Raw genomic sequence first — 18,542 nt, 5'->3', positions numbered from 1 at the left:
ACCCAAGTGTTCGACGGTACTGCAAAAAACTCCTAATTTTGTAGGGTTTGTTAGTTCGGAACATAAAAAGCCATTTTTCCCTTGGAAGTAAAAAAAGGAGTCAACAAAAAAACTTTATACGATTACCAGCAGGAAGATTTGCGTAAAATCTTTAAGCATTTAGAGGAAATGCCCGAGGGTACAAATTTGTTGTACCAGCTTCCTACGGGTGGGGGAAAAACTGTGGTTTTCTCTGAAATTACCCGAAAATACATCCAAAATACGGGTAAAAAGGTCATGGTGCTCACTCACAGAATAGAGCTGAGCAAACAGACCTCTCAAATGCTTCATGGGTTTGGGGTGGCCAATAAGGTCATCAACAGTGAAGTAAAGGAACTGTACGATCAAGATGATTACATGTGCTTTGTGGCCATGGTGGAAACCTTGAACAATAGGCTTCAAGAAGAGAAGGTGACCATCAATAATATTGGTCTTGTGATTATTGATGAAGCCCACTACAACTCCTTCCGAAAGCTGTTCAAATATTTTGATAAGGCCACCATTCTTGGGGTAACGGCCACACCGTTGAGTTCCAACATAAAACTCCCCATGAAGGACAATTACAAGCATTTGATCATTGGGGAATCCATAAAATCGCTCATTGATAAAGGATTTTTGGCCAAGGCCAAGCTCTACAATTACGATGTGAGCCTTAAAACGTTGAAACTCGGCATTCATGGGGACTATACCGTAAAATCTTCGGATGAATTCTACGGGAACCATAGCATGCTCGGTAAATTGTTGACGGCCTATGAGGAAATCGCGAAGGGTACCAAAACCTTAATTTTCAATAACGGTATCAACACCTCGTTATATGTGTACGAAACCTTCAAAAAGGCTGGCTACAACATTCGCCATTTGGACAATAAAAATACGGCAACGGAGCGGCGCGAAATTCTGGATTGGTTCGCGGAAACCCCAGATGCCATTCTTACTTCGGTGAGTATTCTTACCACCGGTTTTGATGAACCCACCGTACAATCCATCATTTTGAACCGAGCTACACGCTCCCTCACTTTATATTTTCAGATGATTGGCCGTGGTTCACGGATTTTGCCGGATAAGGACGAGTTCAATGTGGTGGACATGGGGAACAATATTGCCCGTTTTGGACCGTGGGATGTTCCGGTTGATTGGCAAGAAATCTTCCATTTTCCTGATTTCTACTTGGAAAACATCAAAAATGATGAGGAAATTGAGCGTGATTTTGTCTACGAAATGCCTGATGAACTCCGAGCCAAATTTAGTAAGTCAGAAGACATCACCTTCGATATCAAAGAGGAATACAAAAAGGTGTTTGCTGAAGGAAGAAAATCCAAGGAGGTCTTAGAACGCAGTATTGAGCAGCATGCCCAAATTTGCGTAGAAAACAGTGAAGATGTGTTCGATGCCCGGATTCTGGCCAAGGAACTCAAGGATGAGATTGCCTATCGAGTCCGTCAATATTCGTATTGCATTATGAACAACACCAAAAACTACAAAGAGTGGTTGGAGGAGGATTATGAGCGCAAACTACGCTCCAGCATCTCCAAGAAATTTGCAGCAATGCTTTAGCCATGAAAAAGGCCTTCTTCATCGGTTATGTTTGGCCTGAGCCCAGTACCACGGCAGCAGGACACCGAATGCAGCAATTGTTGGAAGCCTTTCAATGTTTTGGATATCACATCACATTTGGTTCCACTGCGGTGAAAACCGAGTACAGTTTGGATTTGGATGCATTGGGCATAGAATGCGTTTCCATTGCATTGAATGATTCCAGTTTTGACGACTTTATTGAAACGCTGAAACCCGATGTGGTGGTCTTTGACCGTTTTATGGTGGAAGAACAATTTGGATGGCGTGTAGCGGAGTTTGCTCCAGATGCCCTTCGGATTTTAAATACCGAAGACCTTCATGCGCTGCGAAAGGCTAGGGAAGAGGCCCATAAAAAGAACCTTCCCTTTTCACTTGAACTTTGGAAAAGTCATCCCATGACCTTGCGAGAGGTGGCCAGTATCTATCGTTCCGATATTACGCTACTGGTTTCTTCCTATGAAATGGAAATCCTTGAGAAAGAACTTAGTGTTCCCAATAACCTGCTGCTGCATCTGCCGTTGTTATTTGATAGCCTAGATGATTCCATTACTGCCAAATGGCCCAAGTTTGAGGAGCGCAAAGATTTTGTTTGCATCGGAAATGGCAAGCATGCCCCAAATGTGGATTCCATTCAACTGTTGAAAAAAGAGATTTGGCCCAAAATTCGAAAACAACTCCCAGAAGCCAATCTTTTAGTATACGGTGCCTATTTGCCTCAACAGATTGAAGAAATGCACCATCCCAATGAAGGTTTTCAAATCATGGGATGGGCGGAAAATATTGAATCTGTCCTTAAAAATGAACGTGTAATGTTGGCTCCGTTGCGGTTTGGGGCAGGAATCAAAGGAAAATTATTGGATGCCATGCGCTCTGGAACGCCAAGCATAACAACTTCGATAGGTGCAGAAGGAATGCATGATGATTTGCCTTGGAATGGTTGCGTTTGCAATGATTGGGATGCTGTTGCCAATGACGCCGTGGAACTGTATCAAAACTCAGAAAAATGGCACACCGCACAGGAAAACGGGATAGCACTCATCAACTCGCTGTTTGAAAAGGAAACTTTAAGAAAAGTCCTAAATCAAAAAATTGATTCAACCCAACAGGAATTGGCCGTCCATCGCTCTCAAAATTTTATCGGGCGCATGTTGCAACACCATACTCAGGCCAGTACCAAATATATGGCCAAATGGATAGAGGCTAAAAATAAGCGTTAGGCAGTATCCTTAACCGTTTGAGTTTTCAGAAATAGTTGAACTTTATTCTCGTGCAGCTTTAAACTCGCTGCCCTCATACCATTTTGGGAAATAATCCTCGTTGGCCAATTTCAATCCTACATTAAAAAGCAACTGCACATCCAACTGTATCCCGCTTAATTCCGTGGTTTCAGGATTATACTCATCCGAAGGTTGGTGGTATCTGTGCATTCGGTAATCATCATTGTATTTTTCAATGTCATCAATGCTCATGTCAAATCCTTCATAAGCTCCACCCGCATACAAGGCAGGAATCCCGATTTTGGCAAAATTAAAATGGTCGGACCTAAAGAAGTATCCTTTTTCCGCTTCCGGGTCTGGAATAACGTACCTCCCTTGTTTTTCGGCAGCTTCTTTGGCATATTCGTCCATTTCAGAATGCCCATAACCGGTAATGGTCAAATCTTTCATTTTTCCTGGACTGTCCAGCGCATCAATATTAATATTGGCTACTGTTTTTTTGGGGTCGTAAATGGGATTTTCTGAATAATAGGCAGAACCCAGAAGCCCTTGTTCTTCTCCCGTTACTTCAATAAAGACGATTGAACGTTTTGTAGGGCCACTTTTCTTGAAGGCTTCGGCAATGGCCAATAAAGAGGCTGTGCCAGAGGCATTGTCAACGGCTCCATTATAAATTGAATCGCCATCAATGGGTTTGCCCACTCCGAAATGATCCCAGTGTGCCGAGTAAATGATATATTCATCCTTTCGCTCTGTGCCCGGCAACAATGCCACCACATTTTTTGAGACGTCCCTTTTAATGGCATTGGAAATACTCACAGACACATTTAAGTCCAACGGAATGGGTTCAAAGTCTTTGTTTCGGGCCAAGGTTTTATAATCTTGTGCCTTCATGGAGGAAACCTCGAACATTTTGTCAGCACTTTCCCCACTAATCCATGATTCCACATTTAAAAGAGGTAAATCACTTTCTATGGTCAAACGGGCACCACTCCAGCCAGCTTCAACCACATTCCACCCATAAGCGGCCGGTTCGGTATCGTGAATAATAATAAGTCCGTCGGCACCTTGTCTAGCGGCTTCCTCATATTTGTAGGTCCAACGACCATAATAAGTCATTTCATTCCCCTTAAACAAGGTTGAATCACCAGATTGAAAACCAGGGTCATTGATGAGAACCACAGCTGTTTTACCTTTCCAGTCTATTCCCTTATAATCATTCCAATCATATTCGGGAGCAACAATTCCATACCCTGCAAAAACAAGTTCCGAATTTTCAAGACTTACTAAAGTGTCGGGTTTATTGGTGGTGGCCACAAAATCCTTTAAGCGCTCCAAAGCAAAACTTCCATTTTTGCCAGAAATCTTCATGCTTTCGGATGGAGTTCCTGTGATTTCCACCATGGGAACATCTTGAAAAAAACTATCCCCATTCCCGGGTAGCAGCCCTAATTTTTCAAATTCATCTTTTAGATAGTTTACGGTAATCACCTCACCTTCGGTGAATGGCTTTCTTCCCAGAAATTCATCCGATGCCAAGCGCTCAATATGATTGCCTATCGTGGTTTGGTCAACTTCAACCGCATTTTCTTTTGCCTTGTCGCTGTTTTCACAACTGATAAAGAGCACTGCTACTGCTAAAATTTTAAAATAATTTGTCATCATGTCTATTGTAATTGAAGGGGGATTAATTATTGCTATCATTCATAAAACCTGAAATGGATTCGCCGACAGTGCCGAAGTTCGGTGAAATTCCGTTCAAAATCAATGAAGGATGCTACCGCTTTCTCAAATCAAAAATATCTTTTCTTCTGTCCTTTAAATTCCGTACGGCACCAAATTGATGCAGCTCCCGCAATAAATCAATGTCTAAATCCGCAATAAGTATCATCTCCGTGTTAGGAGTGGCCTCCGCCTTGATTCCATTGGTGGGAAATGAAAAATCACAGGGCGTAAAAACCATGGATTGGGCAAACTGAATGTCCATGTTGTGTACATTGGGTAGATTTCCAACACTTCCGGCAATGGCTACATAACATTCATTCTCGATGGCCCTTGCTTGGGCGCAATTCCGAACCCTGGAATAGCCATTTTGAGTATCGGTTAAAAATGGAATAAATAGAATATCCATTCCCTCGTCCGCCAATAACCTGCTTAACTCTGGGAATTCAGAATCATAACATATCAGGATACCTATTTTGCCACAATCGGTGTCAAAAACCTTCAGTTCATTTCCGCCTTGCAATCCCCATACTTTTGCCTCATCTGGGGTGACGTGTAATTTTTCATAGCGCTCAACAGTACCATTCCTTTTGCACAAATAACCAACATTGTATAGTTTTCCGTCCTTAATTTCCGGCATGCTGCCAGCAATTATGTTGATGTTGTAGGAGATGGAAAAATTGGAGAATTTCTGTACAATTTCTTCGGTATGTTTTGCCAATTCCCGAATGGCTTCCGCTTCACTCAAATGGTTGTTCTTGGCCATTAATGGCGCATTGAAAAACTCTGGGAAAAGGGCAAAATCTGAGCGATATCCCGAAACCGCATCAATAAAATATTCGGCCTGTTGAAGCAATGAATCAATATCCTCATAAGGCCGCATTTGCCATTGAATAAGCCCCAATCGAACCACCTTTTTCTTGGTAGCCGCTTTTTTGACCGGTTTTTCATAGTAGATGTTGTCCCACTCCAAAAGCACCGCAAACTCCTTTGATGCTTCGTCGCCTTCCAAATACCCTTTCAAAATTCTGGCAGGATGAAAATCGTTGGATATTTGAAAATTCAAAACTGGGTCATGGATTTCCTTTCTGCGAACTTTTTCAATGTATTCTTTTGGACTGATTTCGTGGGAATATTTATGGTAGTTCGGAATCCGTCCCCCAAAAGCGATTCCTTTCAAATTCAATTTTTCACAAAGCTCCTTTCTGTAATCATATAGTCTTCTTCCCAATCGCAACCCCCTAAACTCTGGTTTTATGAAAATATCCACGCCATACAACATATCGCCTTCCGGGTCATGGGAATCAAACGTGTAGTCCGCTGTAATTTGTCGGTAGGTGTGATTATCATCGAAGTTGTCATAATCAATGATGATAGAGAGGGCACAACCCGCTATCTGGCCATTGACTTTGATAACCACTTGCCCTTCTTGAAATTTATTGAGTAATGCTTTGATGTGGTGTTCTTTCCAAAACGCTTCGGGCATTGAGGCATAGGCCGACACCATTACATCTTTTATCTCCAAGTAATCTTCAAACTGAAGGTATTGCAATTCAATTGTATCAATTTCGCTGATTTTCATCCAATTAATTTTAGTTCATCTGGAAAAGGACTGGTCGTGCATTGATACCTCATTTTTTAAGAGGTGTAACACAGCTATCTAAGGTCGGGTAAATTTTAGGTAAATGCAAAAGGGGTCCGTCAATACAGCAATTTGCAGCAATTAAATTAGCTATACAGCCACTTTTTAATCCATTTGGTGTACCGTGGCATGATGATATAAACCATCAAAAAAACAATGGTCCCTGTAATAAAAAAGGTGTCCACATATCGGTTCCCGGAAATATGAAATAGGCCCAAAAGGGGCAGAACCGCCAACGGGGTGAACAGCACCAAAGGAAAAATGGCGGACCAGGTAACCAAAAATTGCTTCCATTTTACGGGAGCCTTGGAAGATTCATTCTTTGGGGAAAACAAAAAATCCAATCCGCTGTTGATATAGTAATCATCGTCCTTGGCCAAGAGGGGGCGAACTTTGGCTATCAGGTTTTTCCGGTCCTCGGAATGCATCCAATTTTTAAGATTTTCAATGGTATCAAAGCGAAGAATAACCGTATAGGTAAAGGTTACATTCGGAATGGGGCGAATAATCTGCCAATCCATATGCCCTTCGTAGTTCCGGCACAAAGGTCCTATTTCATTGAGCCAAGTTTCGTATTCATCCTGTTTTCCTTCAATAATTTGATGATTGATGACAACAGAGGCTCCTTGCTTTTTCATGTTATACTGGAATTTGTTGGCTCAGACAGTGCAAGGTTCCAAATCCCCATATAAAATCAATACAACTGATACCAATCACTTCATGTTTTGGAAACAGGCTGGCCAGAATGTTCAACGCTTCGCGGTCTCTTGAATCATTGAACGTTGGCACCAATACCATTTTATTGGTAATCAAAAAATTGGCATAACTCGCAGGAAGTGAAATTCCATCAAAATCAATGCGATGGGGCATAGGCAATGTCACAATATTGGGTTTCTTGCCATTTTCCAAAACCGCGTTTTCCAGTCTGCGAAGGTTTTCTTGAAGCGCCTTGTAGTTTTCGTCTTTTTTATCGGATTCCACTACGGTGACAATGGTATCGGCATTGACAAAGCGGGCCAAATCATCGATGTGCCCATGAGTGTCATCGCCTTGGACGCCGTCACCCAGCCAAATAGTATTTGTGACGCCCAGATATTGTTCAAAAATGGCCTCATAATCCGTCTTGGTAAAACCGGGATTACGTACCTGGATTTTTGGGTCCAGAAGGCATTCCTCGGAAGTGATTAAAGTCCCTTTTCCATTGACATCGATAGCGCCACCTTCCAAAATCACTGGTTTTCCTTTGTAGCGAACTTGTTCCAATGGAATTTTTAGAAAATCCGACACTTTTTGAGGCACATGCTGATCCAATTGATGATTTTTATACTTGGCCCATCCATTAAAATTGAAGTTCAATGCTTTGCGCTGCTTTCCATCCGTGACAATGATGGGTCCAGAATCACGCATCCAACTGCGATTGGTTTTGTGGATAATGAAGGAAACTTGTTTTAGGTTCACATGGGCCGTTTCCAGCATGCCAATGACTTTTTCTTTCAAATCTTCAGAAGCAACCACCAAGACCACTTCCTCATGAGTAGCTATTTTTTTAATGTATTCCACGAACGCCCATTGGATGGCAGCATACTTGCCGGGCCAATCGTTTCCGTTGTGCGGGAAACACAATAAAATACCCTGTTGTTTTTCCCATTCTGCGGGAAATCGCCATGAAGCACCCATGTTAATCAATGGCTCGTTTGGTGATTCCGCCGTACATGTCAATTCTGCGGTCTCGCAAAAATGGCCAATTTTGACGCACATTTTCCTGTAGGGCCAAATCTACTTCAGCCATTAAAATTTCTTCTTTATCCTGAGAGGCTTGCGCTAGAATTTCACCCTGAGGTCCGCAAATAAAAGAGGAGCCCCAAAATTGGATGCCGTCCGTATCTGGCAAATATTTTTCCAAACCGATTCGGTTCGCAGCGGCAACATAAACACCGTTCGCTACGGCATGACCTCGCATCACGTTCATCCAAGCGCCTTGTTGGTTCGCTCCAAATTCTTCTTTCTCCTTGGGATGCCAGCCAATCGCGGTAGGGTAAAAGAGTACCTCAGCCCCTTGCAAAGCGGTCAACCGCGCTGCTTCTGGATACCACTGGTCCCAACAAATCAGGGTTCCAATATTTCCTTTCTGGGTAGGAATGGTCTTAAAGCCTAAATCTCCCGGGGTGAAATAAAACTTTTCATAATAATGGGGATCATCTGGAATGTGCATTTTGCGATACAGTCCGGCCTCAGAACCATCTGTATCGATAATATAGGCACTATTGTGATAAACTCCGGCCATTCGCTTTTCAAAGAACGGCACAATGATTACCACTCCCAATTCCTTGGCCAGCGCACTAAATGCTTCAAAAGAAGTACTGTAAAGCGGCTCTGCCAGGGCAAAATTGTCAGTATCCTCACTTTGACAGAAATAGTGGCTACTGTATAATTCGGGCAATGAGATGACCTCAGCTCCTTTTTTGGCAGCTTCGCGCACCCATTGTGTGCATTTTTTTAGATTATTTTCTGGAGTATCATTAAGATTGAGCTGTACCACCGCAATGGTATACGTGTTCTTTTTCATGCTATCGGGTTTCGTCTTGCGTTTTATTTTGAACGCCTTAAAAATAGGGATAAAGATATATTTTTTACCACTTTGCTGGATTTACCTCGCTAAAATATCCACTGTCTCCTTCATCATTTCCCGGAAGGTTGGTTTGGGAGTAGAGATGGGTCATACGTAGTTCCATTGGCCACTTGAATCATGGTAATCCGGACTTTGGTTGGAAAGAATTTTTCATGGTCAGGGCGTTTGTGGGCATGACCTTGGCCGCCACTGTCATCTTTGATGACCAAATCCATCTGTTTGATACCTTCGGACCAAATGATGGACTCATTTTCCCAAAACTCGGTCATGGGAACATCTTTCTCATAGATTCCCTCGTCCAAAAATAATTCCGTGGACGTGCAGCCATACCCATTTCCTTGCCCTTTGTTGGGGATATAACAAAGCGTCCATTTAGTAGGTTCCTTTCCTTCTGGCTTTTCTAAAACTTCCAATCGAATATGTACCGTACCGTTTCTGTAATCAATTGGACTGGTCCAATCGTTAGGAATATTAGGATTCAATTTATCTCCAGTGACGTAGTAATGTGATTTACTCGGCGTGGAATTGTCCGCATCTGCCTTGGTATAAGTGAATTCCACATCAAAAAGAACAAATTGCTTGTTTTCTGACTGACTCCAAAAGACCATTGGAAAGAGAAATAGTAAGATTAGAATCGTTTTCTTCATACCTAGATGTGATTAATCGTTTTTATACCCTGGCCCATGGACTACCTGGCCTGGAAACGCTCCGGTATGCTCTCCGTTTTCCAACACCTGTGTGCCATTTACAAAAACGTGCCGCATCCCCGTGGCATATTGGTGTGGCTCCTCAAAAGTGGCATTATCCTGAATGGTGTTTGGGTCGAATAGCACCAAATCTGCAAAATAACCTTCGGTAAGGGCTCCACGTTTCTTGATTTTTAAATTGGTGGCGGGCAAAGTGGTCAACTTGTAAATGGCTTCTTCCATGGGAATGACTTTTTCGTCCCGGACATATTTACCGAGTAATCGAGCTACATTGCCATAGGCCCTCGGATGCGTACTTGATTTTAGAAAAACACCTTCAGTGGCCAACGAACCTGCATCGGAACCAAAGCTCATCCAAGGCAAAGCAATCTGCTTTTTTACATTTTCCTCGGACATTAAAAAATAAATGGTTCCCACACGACTACCATCTTGAATGACCAAATCCATAGCCGTTTCCTCCGGGGATAGTCCTCGCATTTCTGCCACCTCTTTCAGTGTCTTTCCTGTAAGATATTTTAAAGAGTCGTTCCTAAAACCTGCCAAAAGGATTTTGCTGGGGTCGCCTGCGGCCTGCATCAAGCTTTCCCATTCGTCTGTTGGAGTTCGCATCTCTTCCATAACTTTCTTTCGGATTGCCGGGTCTTGCAAACGTTCTGCCCATTTTTCATACCCCCCTTCTTGGACCCATGGGGGCATGGAGGCATCCAAACCCGTGGCACCGGCCACGTAATTGTACATGTCGGCGGTGATGCTCAATCCTGCAGCTCTGGCAGAATCCACTTTTTGAACCACGGCATCAAACTTATCCCAATTGTCCTTGCCACTTTGCTTGAGGTGGTAAATCTCAGCCCGAATCCCCGCATCATGTGCGATTTTAATCAGCTCGTCCAGACTTTCTAATAATTGAGAACCTTCACTTCGGATATGGCTGATGTACATGCCATCATATTCAGCGGCAACCTTGCAAAGTTCAATAAGTTCTTCCGTGCTGGAATAAAAAGCTGGGGCGTAAATCAAGGATGAACCCACGCCGAGCGCACCATCTTCCATGGCCTGTTGTACCATTAATTTCATGGCATCCAATTCTTCAGCGGTTGGAGCCCTGTTCTCATAACCTACCTCATGTACCCGAAGGGTAGTGGCACCCACAAAGGAAGCGACATTGGGTGAGATACCTTTGGTTGTCAAGTATTCTAAATAGTCATTGAGCGTGGTCCATTCAATATCAAATTTGATGTCTCCCTGGCTTTCCTTTTCCTCTTTCTTCATAGTTTCATTAAGGGGCCCCATGGACCAACCTTCTCCAAAAACTTCCAAAGTGACACCCTGTTTGATGTCGCCCATAGAGCGACCATCCTCAATAAGGGACTCCACAGCCCAGCTGAGCATATTGATGAATCCCGGCGCCACAATCAAATCCGATGCATCAATTTCTTTACTTCCTGTGGCGTTCTCCAGTGTCCCGATAGCGGCAATGGTATCCGCATTGATTCCGATGTCGCCAACATAGGATAACCCGCCCGAACCGTCCACAATGGTGCCGTTCTTGATGAGAACATCAAAGTTTTGGGATTGCTTGCAACTTGAGATAGCAATCAAAAACGCGAAAAGAAGCAACGGCTGAAATGGTCTCATAACTGGCTATTTGTTGGTAGATAACCAAGTTATGAAATTTTACCTACTTATTGTTGTCTACGATTTTGCTTTCTGGTGGTCCTAGATAACTGGGACGCAATCCGCCTAAATCAAGTACGAATTTTTGGAATACTACGCCAGGGTCTATCATCCAGATTTTCAAGGTGTGTTTTCCAGGTTTTATGGATTCGTGTTCGGTACGTTTCTTTTTGATGTGGTCTGTGACCGAATTATTCCACCAATCCGGATATTCCCAATCGGGTTGGGTTTCGCCCTCATGCATGTTGACAATTTGGGGTTCTTCATCGTCAATGGCAATGGCATATTTGAGCCCTTCATTTTTCTTGTAATTCAGCGTAGGGGAGAGGTACGTCTCCACAGCCAACTTGGCTTCATCAAAAACAGTGAACTCATAGGATACCGAAGGTGCGTTCTTTGGTGATTGACGCTCTGCATTGGCCGGTTCTACCATAATCGAAGAATCAGTCCTTCCCAAATTGGGCACAATAGTCCAATGGATATTCTTGGTGTCCTTCTTTTCAGAAAAATGGGCTGCATCGATAGAAATCACACCATTATTCTCTACAAAACCAATGGCTTCCGGAATATCTCTTCGGAAGGGGACTTTGACCGTAAATTCTCTTCCTGATCCTGAAATTTTAATTTCACTGGTCGTATTTTCTTGAGGCGCTTTATCCCAATCAATACTAACGATTACCTTTTCCTCAAACTGAACTGTACCAGATGATTTTGACAATTTTACCCAGTCATCCTTGGGTGTGAACGTATAGTTCAGTGCTTCTTCACCTTGATTAAAAACCTCCAAATAATAGTGTTGGTCATTGATTGGGTCGAAGGTGGAAAAACTCTGGCTGAACAATCCAGTAGTGTTCCATCGGCTTATGCTTCCTTGCTCCACAACATATCCAAGAGAGGCTCTTGGGCTATTTTGCAAATAGGACACCGTCGGCATTTTATTGAACTGCGGGTTGTTCCAACTCGTATAGCCAATATGGGTCTGTGCCATGATGTGGTTCCATTTTCCATCTTCCAACTCTTCGTGAAATTCCTTAGTAAGGGCTTCATCTTTAAAGAACAACTCTTTTGTTTTATCACCATAGCTGTTTGTGGATGCCCTTCCTTGCTGGCCGTACAAAGCATTCTTTCCGGCAGCGACATACATTTCATTTAAATTGCTACACAATTCCACCGGAGAAAGCACCAATTGGTAGAATGCAGATTTATACTGCTCTGGAAGCTTATCGTAAATGGCTTGACTTTTCTCAACCAAATTTTTATAGTCGTCCACAATCGTTTCCGCTTCCCGATAATTGAAAAGACTGTAGGTGTCAGGTTTCAACATTTCTGGGGTTCTTCGTGCGTTGTATTTGGTATAGAGTGATAAAATCTCAGCTATTTCAGCAGCATGTTCTTCTCCAAATTGCTGTTTGGCCCAATCCACATAATAGTTGGGAAGGTCTTTTGCCCTGATGGCATCCGTATTCCAAGCGAAATCCAAGAAAAAACTGATAGGAAGCTCCATGGGTTTTAAATCACCCACATTCACAATCCATAAATCCTGAACACCCCATTCATACGATAAATTCATCTGCTCCCAGGTGCGTTCCAACTGGGTGACATTGAGCCATCTGTAGGATACGGGTCCCCCCACAAAATCAAAATGATAGTACATACCGTAGCCCCCCGAGTGGTTTAAATCTTCTTTTTTGGGAAGAATGCGCACATTGCCCCAGTTATCATCGCAATACAGCACCAAAATATCATCATCTACCCGTAACCCTTTATCATAGTAATCCTGTACCTCTTTGTATATCGCCCAAACCTGTGGAGTTTCTTGCGCAGGCTTGCCAGTGACATCGGCTATGATTTTCCGTTGATCTTCAATGATCGTTTTGAGGAGGTCCACGGCGGTCTCTTCGGACATGGCTTCATCGCCATCGCCACGCATACCCATGGTCACCACACTTTCATAATCTCCCATTCGTTCGATTCCACCGCGCCAAAATTCCTGAAGCTTTTCCTTATTGGTTTCGTAGTTCCAAGCGCCTCCCTTAAAACGGTCCCACTCATCATGGGCGCGCATCAGGGGTTCATGGTGACTTGTGGAAATAACGATGCCATATTCATCTGCAAGACGGGCATTTTCTGGGTCATCGTCTGCAAAAGCACTAGGCTGCCACATGGCTGGCCACAAATAGTTGGCTTTGTTACGTAGTAAAAGCTCGAACACCTTTTCATAGAATTTATGGTTGAAGCCTCCAAAAGTTTCCTCAGCCCATCCGCGTAGGGCAGGAGCTTCATCGTTCAAGAAAATACCCCGATATTTCACAGAAGGGGCAGTGGAAACATACTTTCCTTTTTCCACATAAATGGCATCCCGCTGTTTTGCGGGAACATCTGCCCAAAAATGCCACGGAGACACCCCAATTTCTTTAGAAAGCGAAAAAACGCCAAAGGCGGCACCGCGCTTGTCACTTCCGGCAATAACCAAGGCTTGGGATACACCGGGAAATGGATTTTTAACCGTTTGCATCAGGAATCGCTCCCATTGACCTTCAATGGAACTGACATCAATTTTTTTGGATGCAATCAATCCGTCAATAAAGGAACTATGCCCAATCGAGCCAATAACAACAAGGTTTTTGTCCAAAGAAGTGTTAGATGTTGTTGTGCTTGGTCTTTTTCCGGTTACTTTTTCAATATCATTGGCCAGAAGTAGGGCCGCGATTTCAATCAATTTTTCATCTGCGCCATCATAAACAAGGGTAGCCATAGCATTTTTACTTACAATAGGGAATGGATGTTTGTTATCCTTGGCAGTGCTGACAGTTAACTGTGCGTAGGACAATAGAGGCAATAGAAAAAGCCCGAGAAATAGTTTTTTCATTTTTATGTGACTGATAAGAACCTATTTGGCAATAGATTTAGTTTGTTAGTTCGAATATACGCAATCGATTGCGCAAAATACGCATTGTAGCGAAAAAATGTTTGGCTGTTACAACCTAAATGCCAATGAAAAAGTATTCAACATATTGATTATAAACGCTCAAATAACTGAAACAAGCGGTCAGTCCGGTAGGTTCAATGGTATAAATTTGCTGGAAAATATCTGTCCATCCTTAACTTCATACACCGTAAAACCCGATTTCATTTTAAAACCATTGTATTCATATTCATCAGGGCGGGTTATGGCAGAGGTCTGCACAAATTTTGTGTCCGTTCCCATAATTTTTCCTTCCTGTGCGGAATGATAATGCCCTGAAAGCGCCAAAGGGTAGGGGTGGCTTCCAATGCGTTTTTTGACTTCCTCAAAATTATAGACAATGTGGCGGTGTTCCAATTTCCCATCCTGTTCCAGCAATTGTGGGCCATAGAAAATATGATTGTCATAATCTTGAAAAGAAAATCCTGGAGAAACAAAGGGAATGTGATTGAAGGTTACAACGGGAGTTTCCTTTGGTAGGGATTTTAAATCATTCTCCAACCATTTCAACTGAAGCGAATCCACACCACCATAATAATAAAGGTTTTGATAATCAACTCCATCAATCGCCACAAAATGAATGCCTCCATAGTTGAAGGAATAGTAATCTGGCCCCAAGAAGTGACGATACATCTTTTTGGCATACAACGGATGCTCAGAACTTACCAAAGATTTATCTCGCTCAATTCCAAACAATTCATGGTTCCCAACCACACTGTACACTGGAACTTTTAGTTTTCCAATTTCCTGAAGAAACATTTTGTAATAATTGCTGGCGGTCTCCTCATTTACGCGAAGGGCATCCCGAATCAAATCGCCGGTAACAATCACAAAATCCACTCCAATAGAATCCACCAATTCCCGAAAACGTGCCATACGTGGTAGATTGAGGGAATCTACATGGGTGTCCGATGCATGAATAAATCGAAAATTCTTCTGGTCTTTTGTTCTTGAAAGCGGAAAAATGACTTTGCTAGCTTTTGGCTGATATAATGTCCCCGAAAATCCAGTTGGCTGGGAAACAAAAACATAAGGGAGTTCTGAGGTTGATATAAGCTCATAAACGCCATCACCATTCGTTGTGATAGTATTCAATTGGTCCGAAACCACCACACCTTCGATTCCCTTTTCCATGGAATCTTTGATTCCGTTGCCGTTAGAGTCCTCAAAAACTACCCCAGTAATAGTTGTGTTTTGGGAAAAGGCTGTGAACGAAACACAAAGGGTGAGAAGAGTAAAAAATGCTTTCATCAGGTTTCCTACTTTTATGAATAAGTAAGATACCGAGTTTTAGTTGATTTTTTACTTACAATTTAAAAATCAGTCCTCGACCAAAGTCAAACTTAAGCTTCCATATTGTTCTTGGGTTACATCGGCATCAATTTGATAGGTGTAATTTCCATTTTTCAACGGCTCTTCACCAACATAATCAAAGGGCTGCAACGTGTACGTTTCACCATCAATTTCCAATTCAACAAAGGCATACCGATACGCTTTCTCAAAGGTCTTGTAATCGGTTTGTTCTCCTGAAATAATATCCTCAAAGTTCACCATTCCCGTGGATGTATTTATGACAATGTTTTCAAAGTTGAAGTCACTTACATTGGACAGACGTATATTCACTTCATTGACTTCATCATCATTGGAACAGCCCGTTAGTAGAATGACACAGAATAGAATTAGAATAGTTCTCATGCGCTAATGGTTTACCGTATGATGCAGTTTTTTGAATTGGTTGCCTCCAAATGTAAGGCTGTCTTCAATGAAAAACCGTTATTTTGTGGTTACATCAAATAATTATAACATGAAATCACCCAACTGGCAGACCGCCATGGAATTTGAGGATATTACCTATAAAAAATGTGACGGCGTTGCCCGTATCGCCTTTAACCGACCCGATGTACGTAATGCGTTTCGACCAAAAACCACCAGTGAATTATACAAAGCGTTTTACGATGCACAAGAGGACACCTCCATTGGCGTGGTCTTGCTTTCTGCAGAAGGACCATCGAGCAAGGATGGCAAATGGGCTTTTTGCAGTGGAGGTGACCAAAAGGCTAGGGGGCATAAAGGATATGTGGGAGATGACGGCTACCATCGTTTGAACATTTTGGAAGTACAGCGACTTATCCGTTTTATGCCTAAAGTCGTCATCGCTGTGGTTCCAGGGTGGGCCGTTGGTGGTGGACATAGCCTTCATGTGGTCTGCGATATGACCTTGGCCAGTAAGGAACATGCCATTTTTAAACAAACCGATGCCGATGTCACGAGTTTTGATGGGGGCTATGGTTCTGCTTACTTGGCCAAAATGGTGGGACAGAAAAAAGCGCGTGAGATTTTCTTTTTAGGCCGAAACTATTCCGCACAAGAAGCTTTTGAAATGGGTATGGTAAATGCCGTAATTCCCCATGATGAATTGGAAGATACCGCCTATCAGTGGGCGCAAGAAGTGTTGGCCAAATCACCAACGTCCATAAAAATGCTCAAGTTTGCCATGAATCTTACAGATGATGGCATGGTGGGACAACAGGTTTTTGCAGGAGAGGCCACACGATTGGCCTATATGACGGATGAGGCCATTGAAGGTAGAAATGCCTTTCTGGAAAAACGAAAACCCAACTTTGGGAAGAATAAATGGATTCCGTAATCCAATGGACAATTTTCATTGGACAATAAACAATGCTGGAAGTCAACTAGTATTCGTTCGATTTGTGAAATTAGTGTCGGACTGAGATAGGAAAGGCTATAAACCAAAAAGAGCCTTGCCGTTAGGTCAAGACTCTTTTACGAGAACACTATATGAAAATGAAAAAATTACTTTCGTTTTTAATTACATTGTAAAAGTAGCACCAGACCCTCCACAAATGAAATTATTGTTGTGAAATACCCTATTGTTGTGGCGTTGGGAAGCGTTTTTGTAAGTCATCCCATTTTTCGAAGAGTTCATCGAGTGTTTCAATGCAATGAAAATCAGCTTTATAGCCTAATTTTCACCGAAAAACAGCCATAGATTGAATTACCTGCTTTAGTGAATCGCATCAACTACAGCTTTCAAAACTCGATTTACATCAAATTCGGGTTCCTCGGCAAGTCCAGTGCGCACCACCACCAAATCCTTGGATGGAATCACGAACACATATTGTCCTTGATAACCATTGCAGGAAAACAAGTCTTTGGGAACATTGGGATATTTTCCCTCAGCATTCAACCAAAAGTGTGCACCGTAAGTGCCATCAGAGTGTAGAGTAGGGGTAGTGATGTAATCCACCCACTCTGAATCAAAGATTTGCTCCCCGTTCCAGATGCCTCTATCCAAATACAATTGTCCAAAACGGGCCCAGTCGCGGGTGCTGGCCCATGAATAGGAAGAACCCACATAATTTCCAGCAATATCAGCCTCCAACACCATGGAATACATTCCAATTTTGTCAATCAAGGCATCATACGGGAAATCCAAATATTCTTGATGGCTTCGAAACTGCTGCCGGAGAATCCCTGAAAGTAAATTGGTGGATCCCGAGGAATAGTTCCAAATCTCGGTGGGTTTCGCAATAGCTTCTTTCTCTTTCTGCATTTGGGTCATGTCGCTATCCAAAAACAGCATTTTAGTAACGTCTGATATTCCCGTGTAGTCTTCGTCCCATTTCAATCCGCTTTGCATACGCAGCAAATGGTTTAGGGTGATGTCTTTGCGGTCATCATCCTTCCATTCAGCAATAGGAGCTGGCCAATCCATTTCCAATTTTCCTTGATGTTCCAAAATCCCGAAGCAAGTTGCCAAAACACTTTTGGTCATGGACCACCCCAAAATAGGAGTGTCTTTATCAAATCCATCAATATATTTTTCAGCAATCAAATGACCTTTGTATAGAATTAGAAAGGTCCGTGTTTTTTGAATTTCGGGATTGGCAAAAGCCACTGCCAAAGCTTGATTGATTTGGTCCATATCAACTTCGGGCAAAATAGAATCCAACGGGGCAGCTTGCCCAAATGGATAAGGAATGGTGTCTTTGGCAAAATTCCGTTGAGGTCGAATGGTAAGTTTGCTGGGGTCGTATTCATCATTAATGAGAACGGAACCTAATCCGTCTCGATAAACAGCGGTGCGTTTCATAAGACCGTACACCGTGGAAGAAGCTGATTTTTCAGCCTCATTTACCTCAGTGGTTGCCAATTCCACCAAGGGAACATTGTTGTCATTCAGGTTCATTGATGCTTCGGAACGGCCGGCCACATAGACTCCGGAGGCCACATTCTTGGCCGCATATCCAGAGATTATGTTCAATTTGGGATAATTCAAATAAACAACCACTCCAATTACAATCAATAGGAGCAGTAAAATGCGCTTAAGTAGTTTCATGGTTTTGGATTT

14 protein-coding genes are annotated in these 18,542 nt (G+C 42.7%); 3 read left to right on the top strand and 11 right to left on the bottom strand.

The window, feature by feature from the left end; genetic code table 11:
* The first annotated feature begins 81 nt into the window (after window positions 1-81).
* Window positions 82-1,593, top strand: coding sequence for a DEAD/DEAH box helicase (locus tag ACFSJE_RS02515; RefSeq protein ID WP_379829404.1), 1,512 nt, complete (start codon window positions 82-84; stop codon window positions 1,591-1,593).
* 2 nt (window positions 1,594-1,595) lie between these two features.
* On the top strand, window positions 1,596-2,831 hold the full coding sequence (locus ACFSJE_RS02510; RefSeq protein ID WP_379829403.1) for a glycosyltransferase: 1,236 nt from the start codon (window positions 1,596-1,598) through the stop codon (window positions 2,829-2,831).
* Window positions 2,832-2,873: 42 nt separating this feature from the next.
* Here the strand turns inward: ACFSJE_RS02510 and ACFSJE_RS02505 are convergent, their stop codons facing one another.
* From ACFSJE_RS02505 to ACFSJE_RS02460, 10 genes are all read right to left on the bottom strand, one after another.
* Window positions 2,874-4,496 (bottom strand): M28 family metallopeptidase, encoded by a 1,623-nt coding sequence (locus ACFSJE_RS02505; RefSeq protein WP_379829402.1) that lies wholly within the window; start codon window positions 4,494-4,496, stop codon window positions 2,874-2,876.
* Between the two features lie 112 nt (window positions 4,497-4,608).
* Entirely contained in the window at window positions 4,609-6,135 is a 1,527-nt protein-coding gene (locus tag ACFSJE_RS02500) for a carbon-nitrogen hydrolase family protein (protein ID WP_379829401.1), read from the bottom strand.
* A gap of 146 nt (window positions 6,136-6,281) precedes the next feature.
* Entirely contained in the window at window positions 6,282-6,833 is a 552-nt protein-coding gene (locus tag ACFSJE_RS02495; protein WP_379829400.1) for a putative antibiotic biosynthesis monooxygenase, read from the bottom strand.
* A gap of 1 nt (window position 6,834) precedes the next feature.
* Entirely contained in the window at window positions 6,835-7,872 is a 1,038-nt protein-coding gene (locus ACFSJE_RS02490; protein ID WP_379829399.1) for an agmatine deiminase family protein, read from the bottom strand.
* Between the two features lies 1 nt (window position 7,873).
* Entirely contained in the window at window positions 7,874-8,761 is an 888-nt protein-coding gene (locus tag ACFSJE_RS02485) for a carbon-nitrogen hydrolase (protein WP_379829398.1), read from the bottom strand.
* Window positions 8,762-8,874: 113 nt separating this feature from the next.
* Window positions 8,875-9,471 carry a hypothetical protein gene (locus ACFSJE_RS02480; RefSeq protein WP_379829397.1) on the bottom strand — a complete coding sequence of 199 codons (597 nt, stop codon included), beginning with the start codon at window positions 9,469-9,471 and terminating at the stop codon, window positions 8,875-8,877.
* 12 nt (window positions 9,472-9,483) lie between these two features.
* The gene (locus ACFSJE_RS02475; protein WP_379829396.1) at window positions 9,484-11,166 is read right to left on the bottom strand and encodes an N-acyl-D-amino-acid deacylase family protein; all 1,683 of its coding nucleotides are present in this window, start codon (window positions 11,164-11,166) and stop codon (window positions 9,484-9,486) included.
* Between the two features lie 43 nt (window positions 11,167-11,209).
* Window positions 11,210-14,074 (bottom strand): glycosyl hydrolase 115 family protein, encoded by a 2,865-nt coding sequence (locus ACFSJE_RS02470; RefSeq protein ID WP_379829395.1) that lies wholly within the window; start codon window positions 14,072-14,074, stop codon window positions 11,210-11,212.
* 180 nt (window positions 14,075-14,254) lie between these two features.
* Window positions 14,255-15,421 carry a metallophosphoesterase gene (locus ACFSJE_RS02465; RefSeq protein ID WP_379829394.1) on the bottom strand — a complete coding sequence of 389 codons (1,167 nt, stop codon included), beginning with the start codon at window positions 15,419-15,421 and terminating at the stop codon, window positions 14,255-14,257.
* Window positions 15,422-15,490: 69 nt separating this feature from the next.
* Window positions 15,491-15,865 (bottom strand): hypothetical protein, encoded by a 375-nt coding sequence (locus tag ACFSJE_RS02460; protein WP_379829393.1) that lies wholly within the window; start codon window positions 15,863-15,865, stop codon window positions 15,491-15,493.
* 67 nt (window positions 15,866-15,932) lie between these two features.
* On the opposite strand from ACFSJE_RS02460, the gene ACFSJE_RS02455 reads away from it, so the two are divergent.
* A complete protein-coding gene (locus ACFSJE_RS02455; protein WP_379829392.1) occupies window positions 15,933-16,817 on the top strand; it encodes a 1,4-dihydroxy-2-naphthoyl-CoA synthase in 885 nt (294 codons plus the stop codon).
* 378 nt (window positions 16,818-17,195) lie between these two features.
* Here ACFSJE_RS02455 and ACFSJE_RS02450 read toward each other — a convergent pair whose 3' ends face one another.
* Window positions 17,196-18,530, bottom strand: coding sequence for a serine hydrolase domain-containing protein (locus ACFSJE_RS02450; protein ID WP_379829391.1), 1,335 nt, complete (start codon window positions 18,528-18,530; stop codon window positions 17,196-17,198).
* Window positions 18,531-18,542 lie beyond the last annotated feature (12 nt).

Origin of the sequence: Flagellimonas iocasae (genome assembly GCF_042682725.1) — a bacterium.
In the GTDB taxonomy this organism is placed as follows: domain Bacteria; phylum Bacteroidota; class Bacteroidia; order Flavobacteriales; family Flavobacteriaceae; genus Flagellimonas; species Flagellimonas iocasae.
The sequence above is the reverse complement of the archived record's forward strand: the minus strand, read 5'-3'. Positions and strand labels throughout refer to the sequence as shown.

Bases quoted from the DNA above. Each gene is read 5' to 3' on its own strand.
- ACFSJE_RS02510 (WP_379829403.1), top strand. From the start codon at position 1,596: ATGAAAAAGGCCTTCTTCATCGGTTATGTTTGGCCTGAGCCCAGTACC.
- ACFSJE_RS02505 (WP_379829402.1), bottom strand. From the start codon at position 4,496: ATGATGACAAATTATTTTAAAATTTTAGCAGTAGCAGTGCTCTTTATC.
- ACFSJE_RS02500 (WP_379829401.1), bottom strand. From the start codon at position 6,135: ATGAAAATCAGCGAAATTGATACAATTGAATTGCAATACCTTCAGTTT.
- ACFSJE_RS02495 (WP_379829400.1), bottom strand. From the start codon at position 6,833: ATGAAAAAGCAAGGAGCCTCTGTTGTCATCAATCATCAAATTATTGAA.
- ACFSJE_RS02490 (WP_379829399.1), bottom strand. From the start codon at position 7,872: ATGGGTGCTTCATGGCGATTTCCCGCAGAATGGGAAAAACAACAGGGT.
- ACFSJE_RS02485 (WP_379829398.1), bottom strand. From the start codon at position 8,761: ATGAAAAAGAACACGTATACCATTGCGGTGGTACAGCTCAATCTTAAT.
- ACFSJE_RS02480 (WP_379829397.1), bottom strand. From the start codon at position 9,471: ATGAAGAAAACGATTCTAATCTTACTATTTCTCTTTCCAATGGTCTTT.
- ACFSJE_RS02475 (WP_379829396.1), bottom strand. From the start codon at position 11,166: ATGAGACCATTTCAGCCGTTGCTTCTTTTCGCGTTTTTGATTGCTATC.
- ACFSJE_RS02470 (WP_379829395.1), bottom strand. From the start codon at position 14,074: ATGAAAAAACTATTTCTCGGGCTTTTTCTATTGCCTCTATTGTCCTAC.
- ACFSJE_RS02465 (WP_379829394.1), bottom strand. From the start codon at position 15,421: ATGAAAGCATTTTTTACTCTTCTCACCCTTTGTGTTTCGTTCACAGCC.
- ACFSJE_RS02460 (WP_379829393.1), bottom strand. From the start codon at position 15,865: ATGAGAACTATTCTAATTCTATTCTGTGTCATTCTACTAACGGGCTGT.
- ACFSJE_RS02455 (WP_379829392.1), top strand. From the start codon at position 15,933: ATGAAAAACCGTTATTTTGTGGTTACATCAAATAATTATAACATGAAA.
- ACFSJE_RS02450 (WP_379829391.1), bottom strand. From the start codon at position 18,530: ATGAAACTACTTAAGCGCATTTTACTGCTCCTATTGATTGTAATTGGA.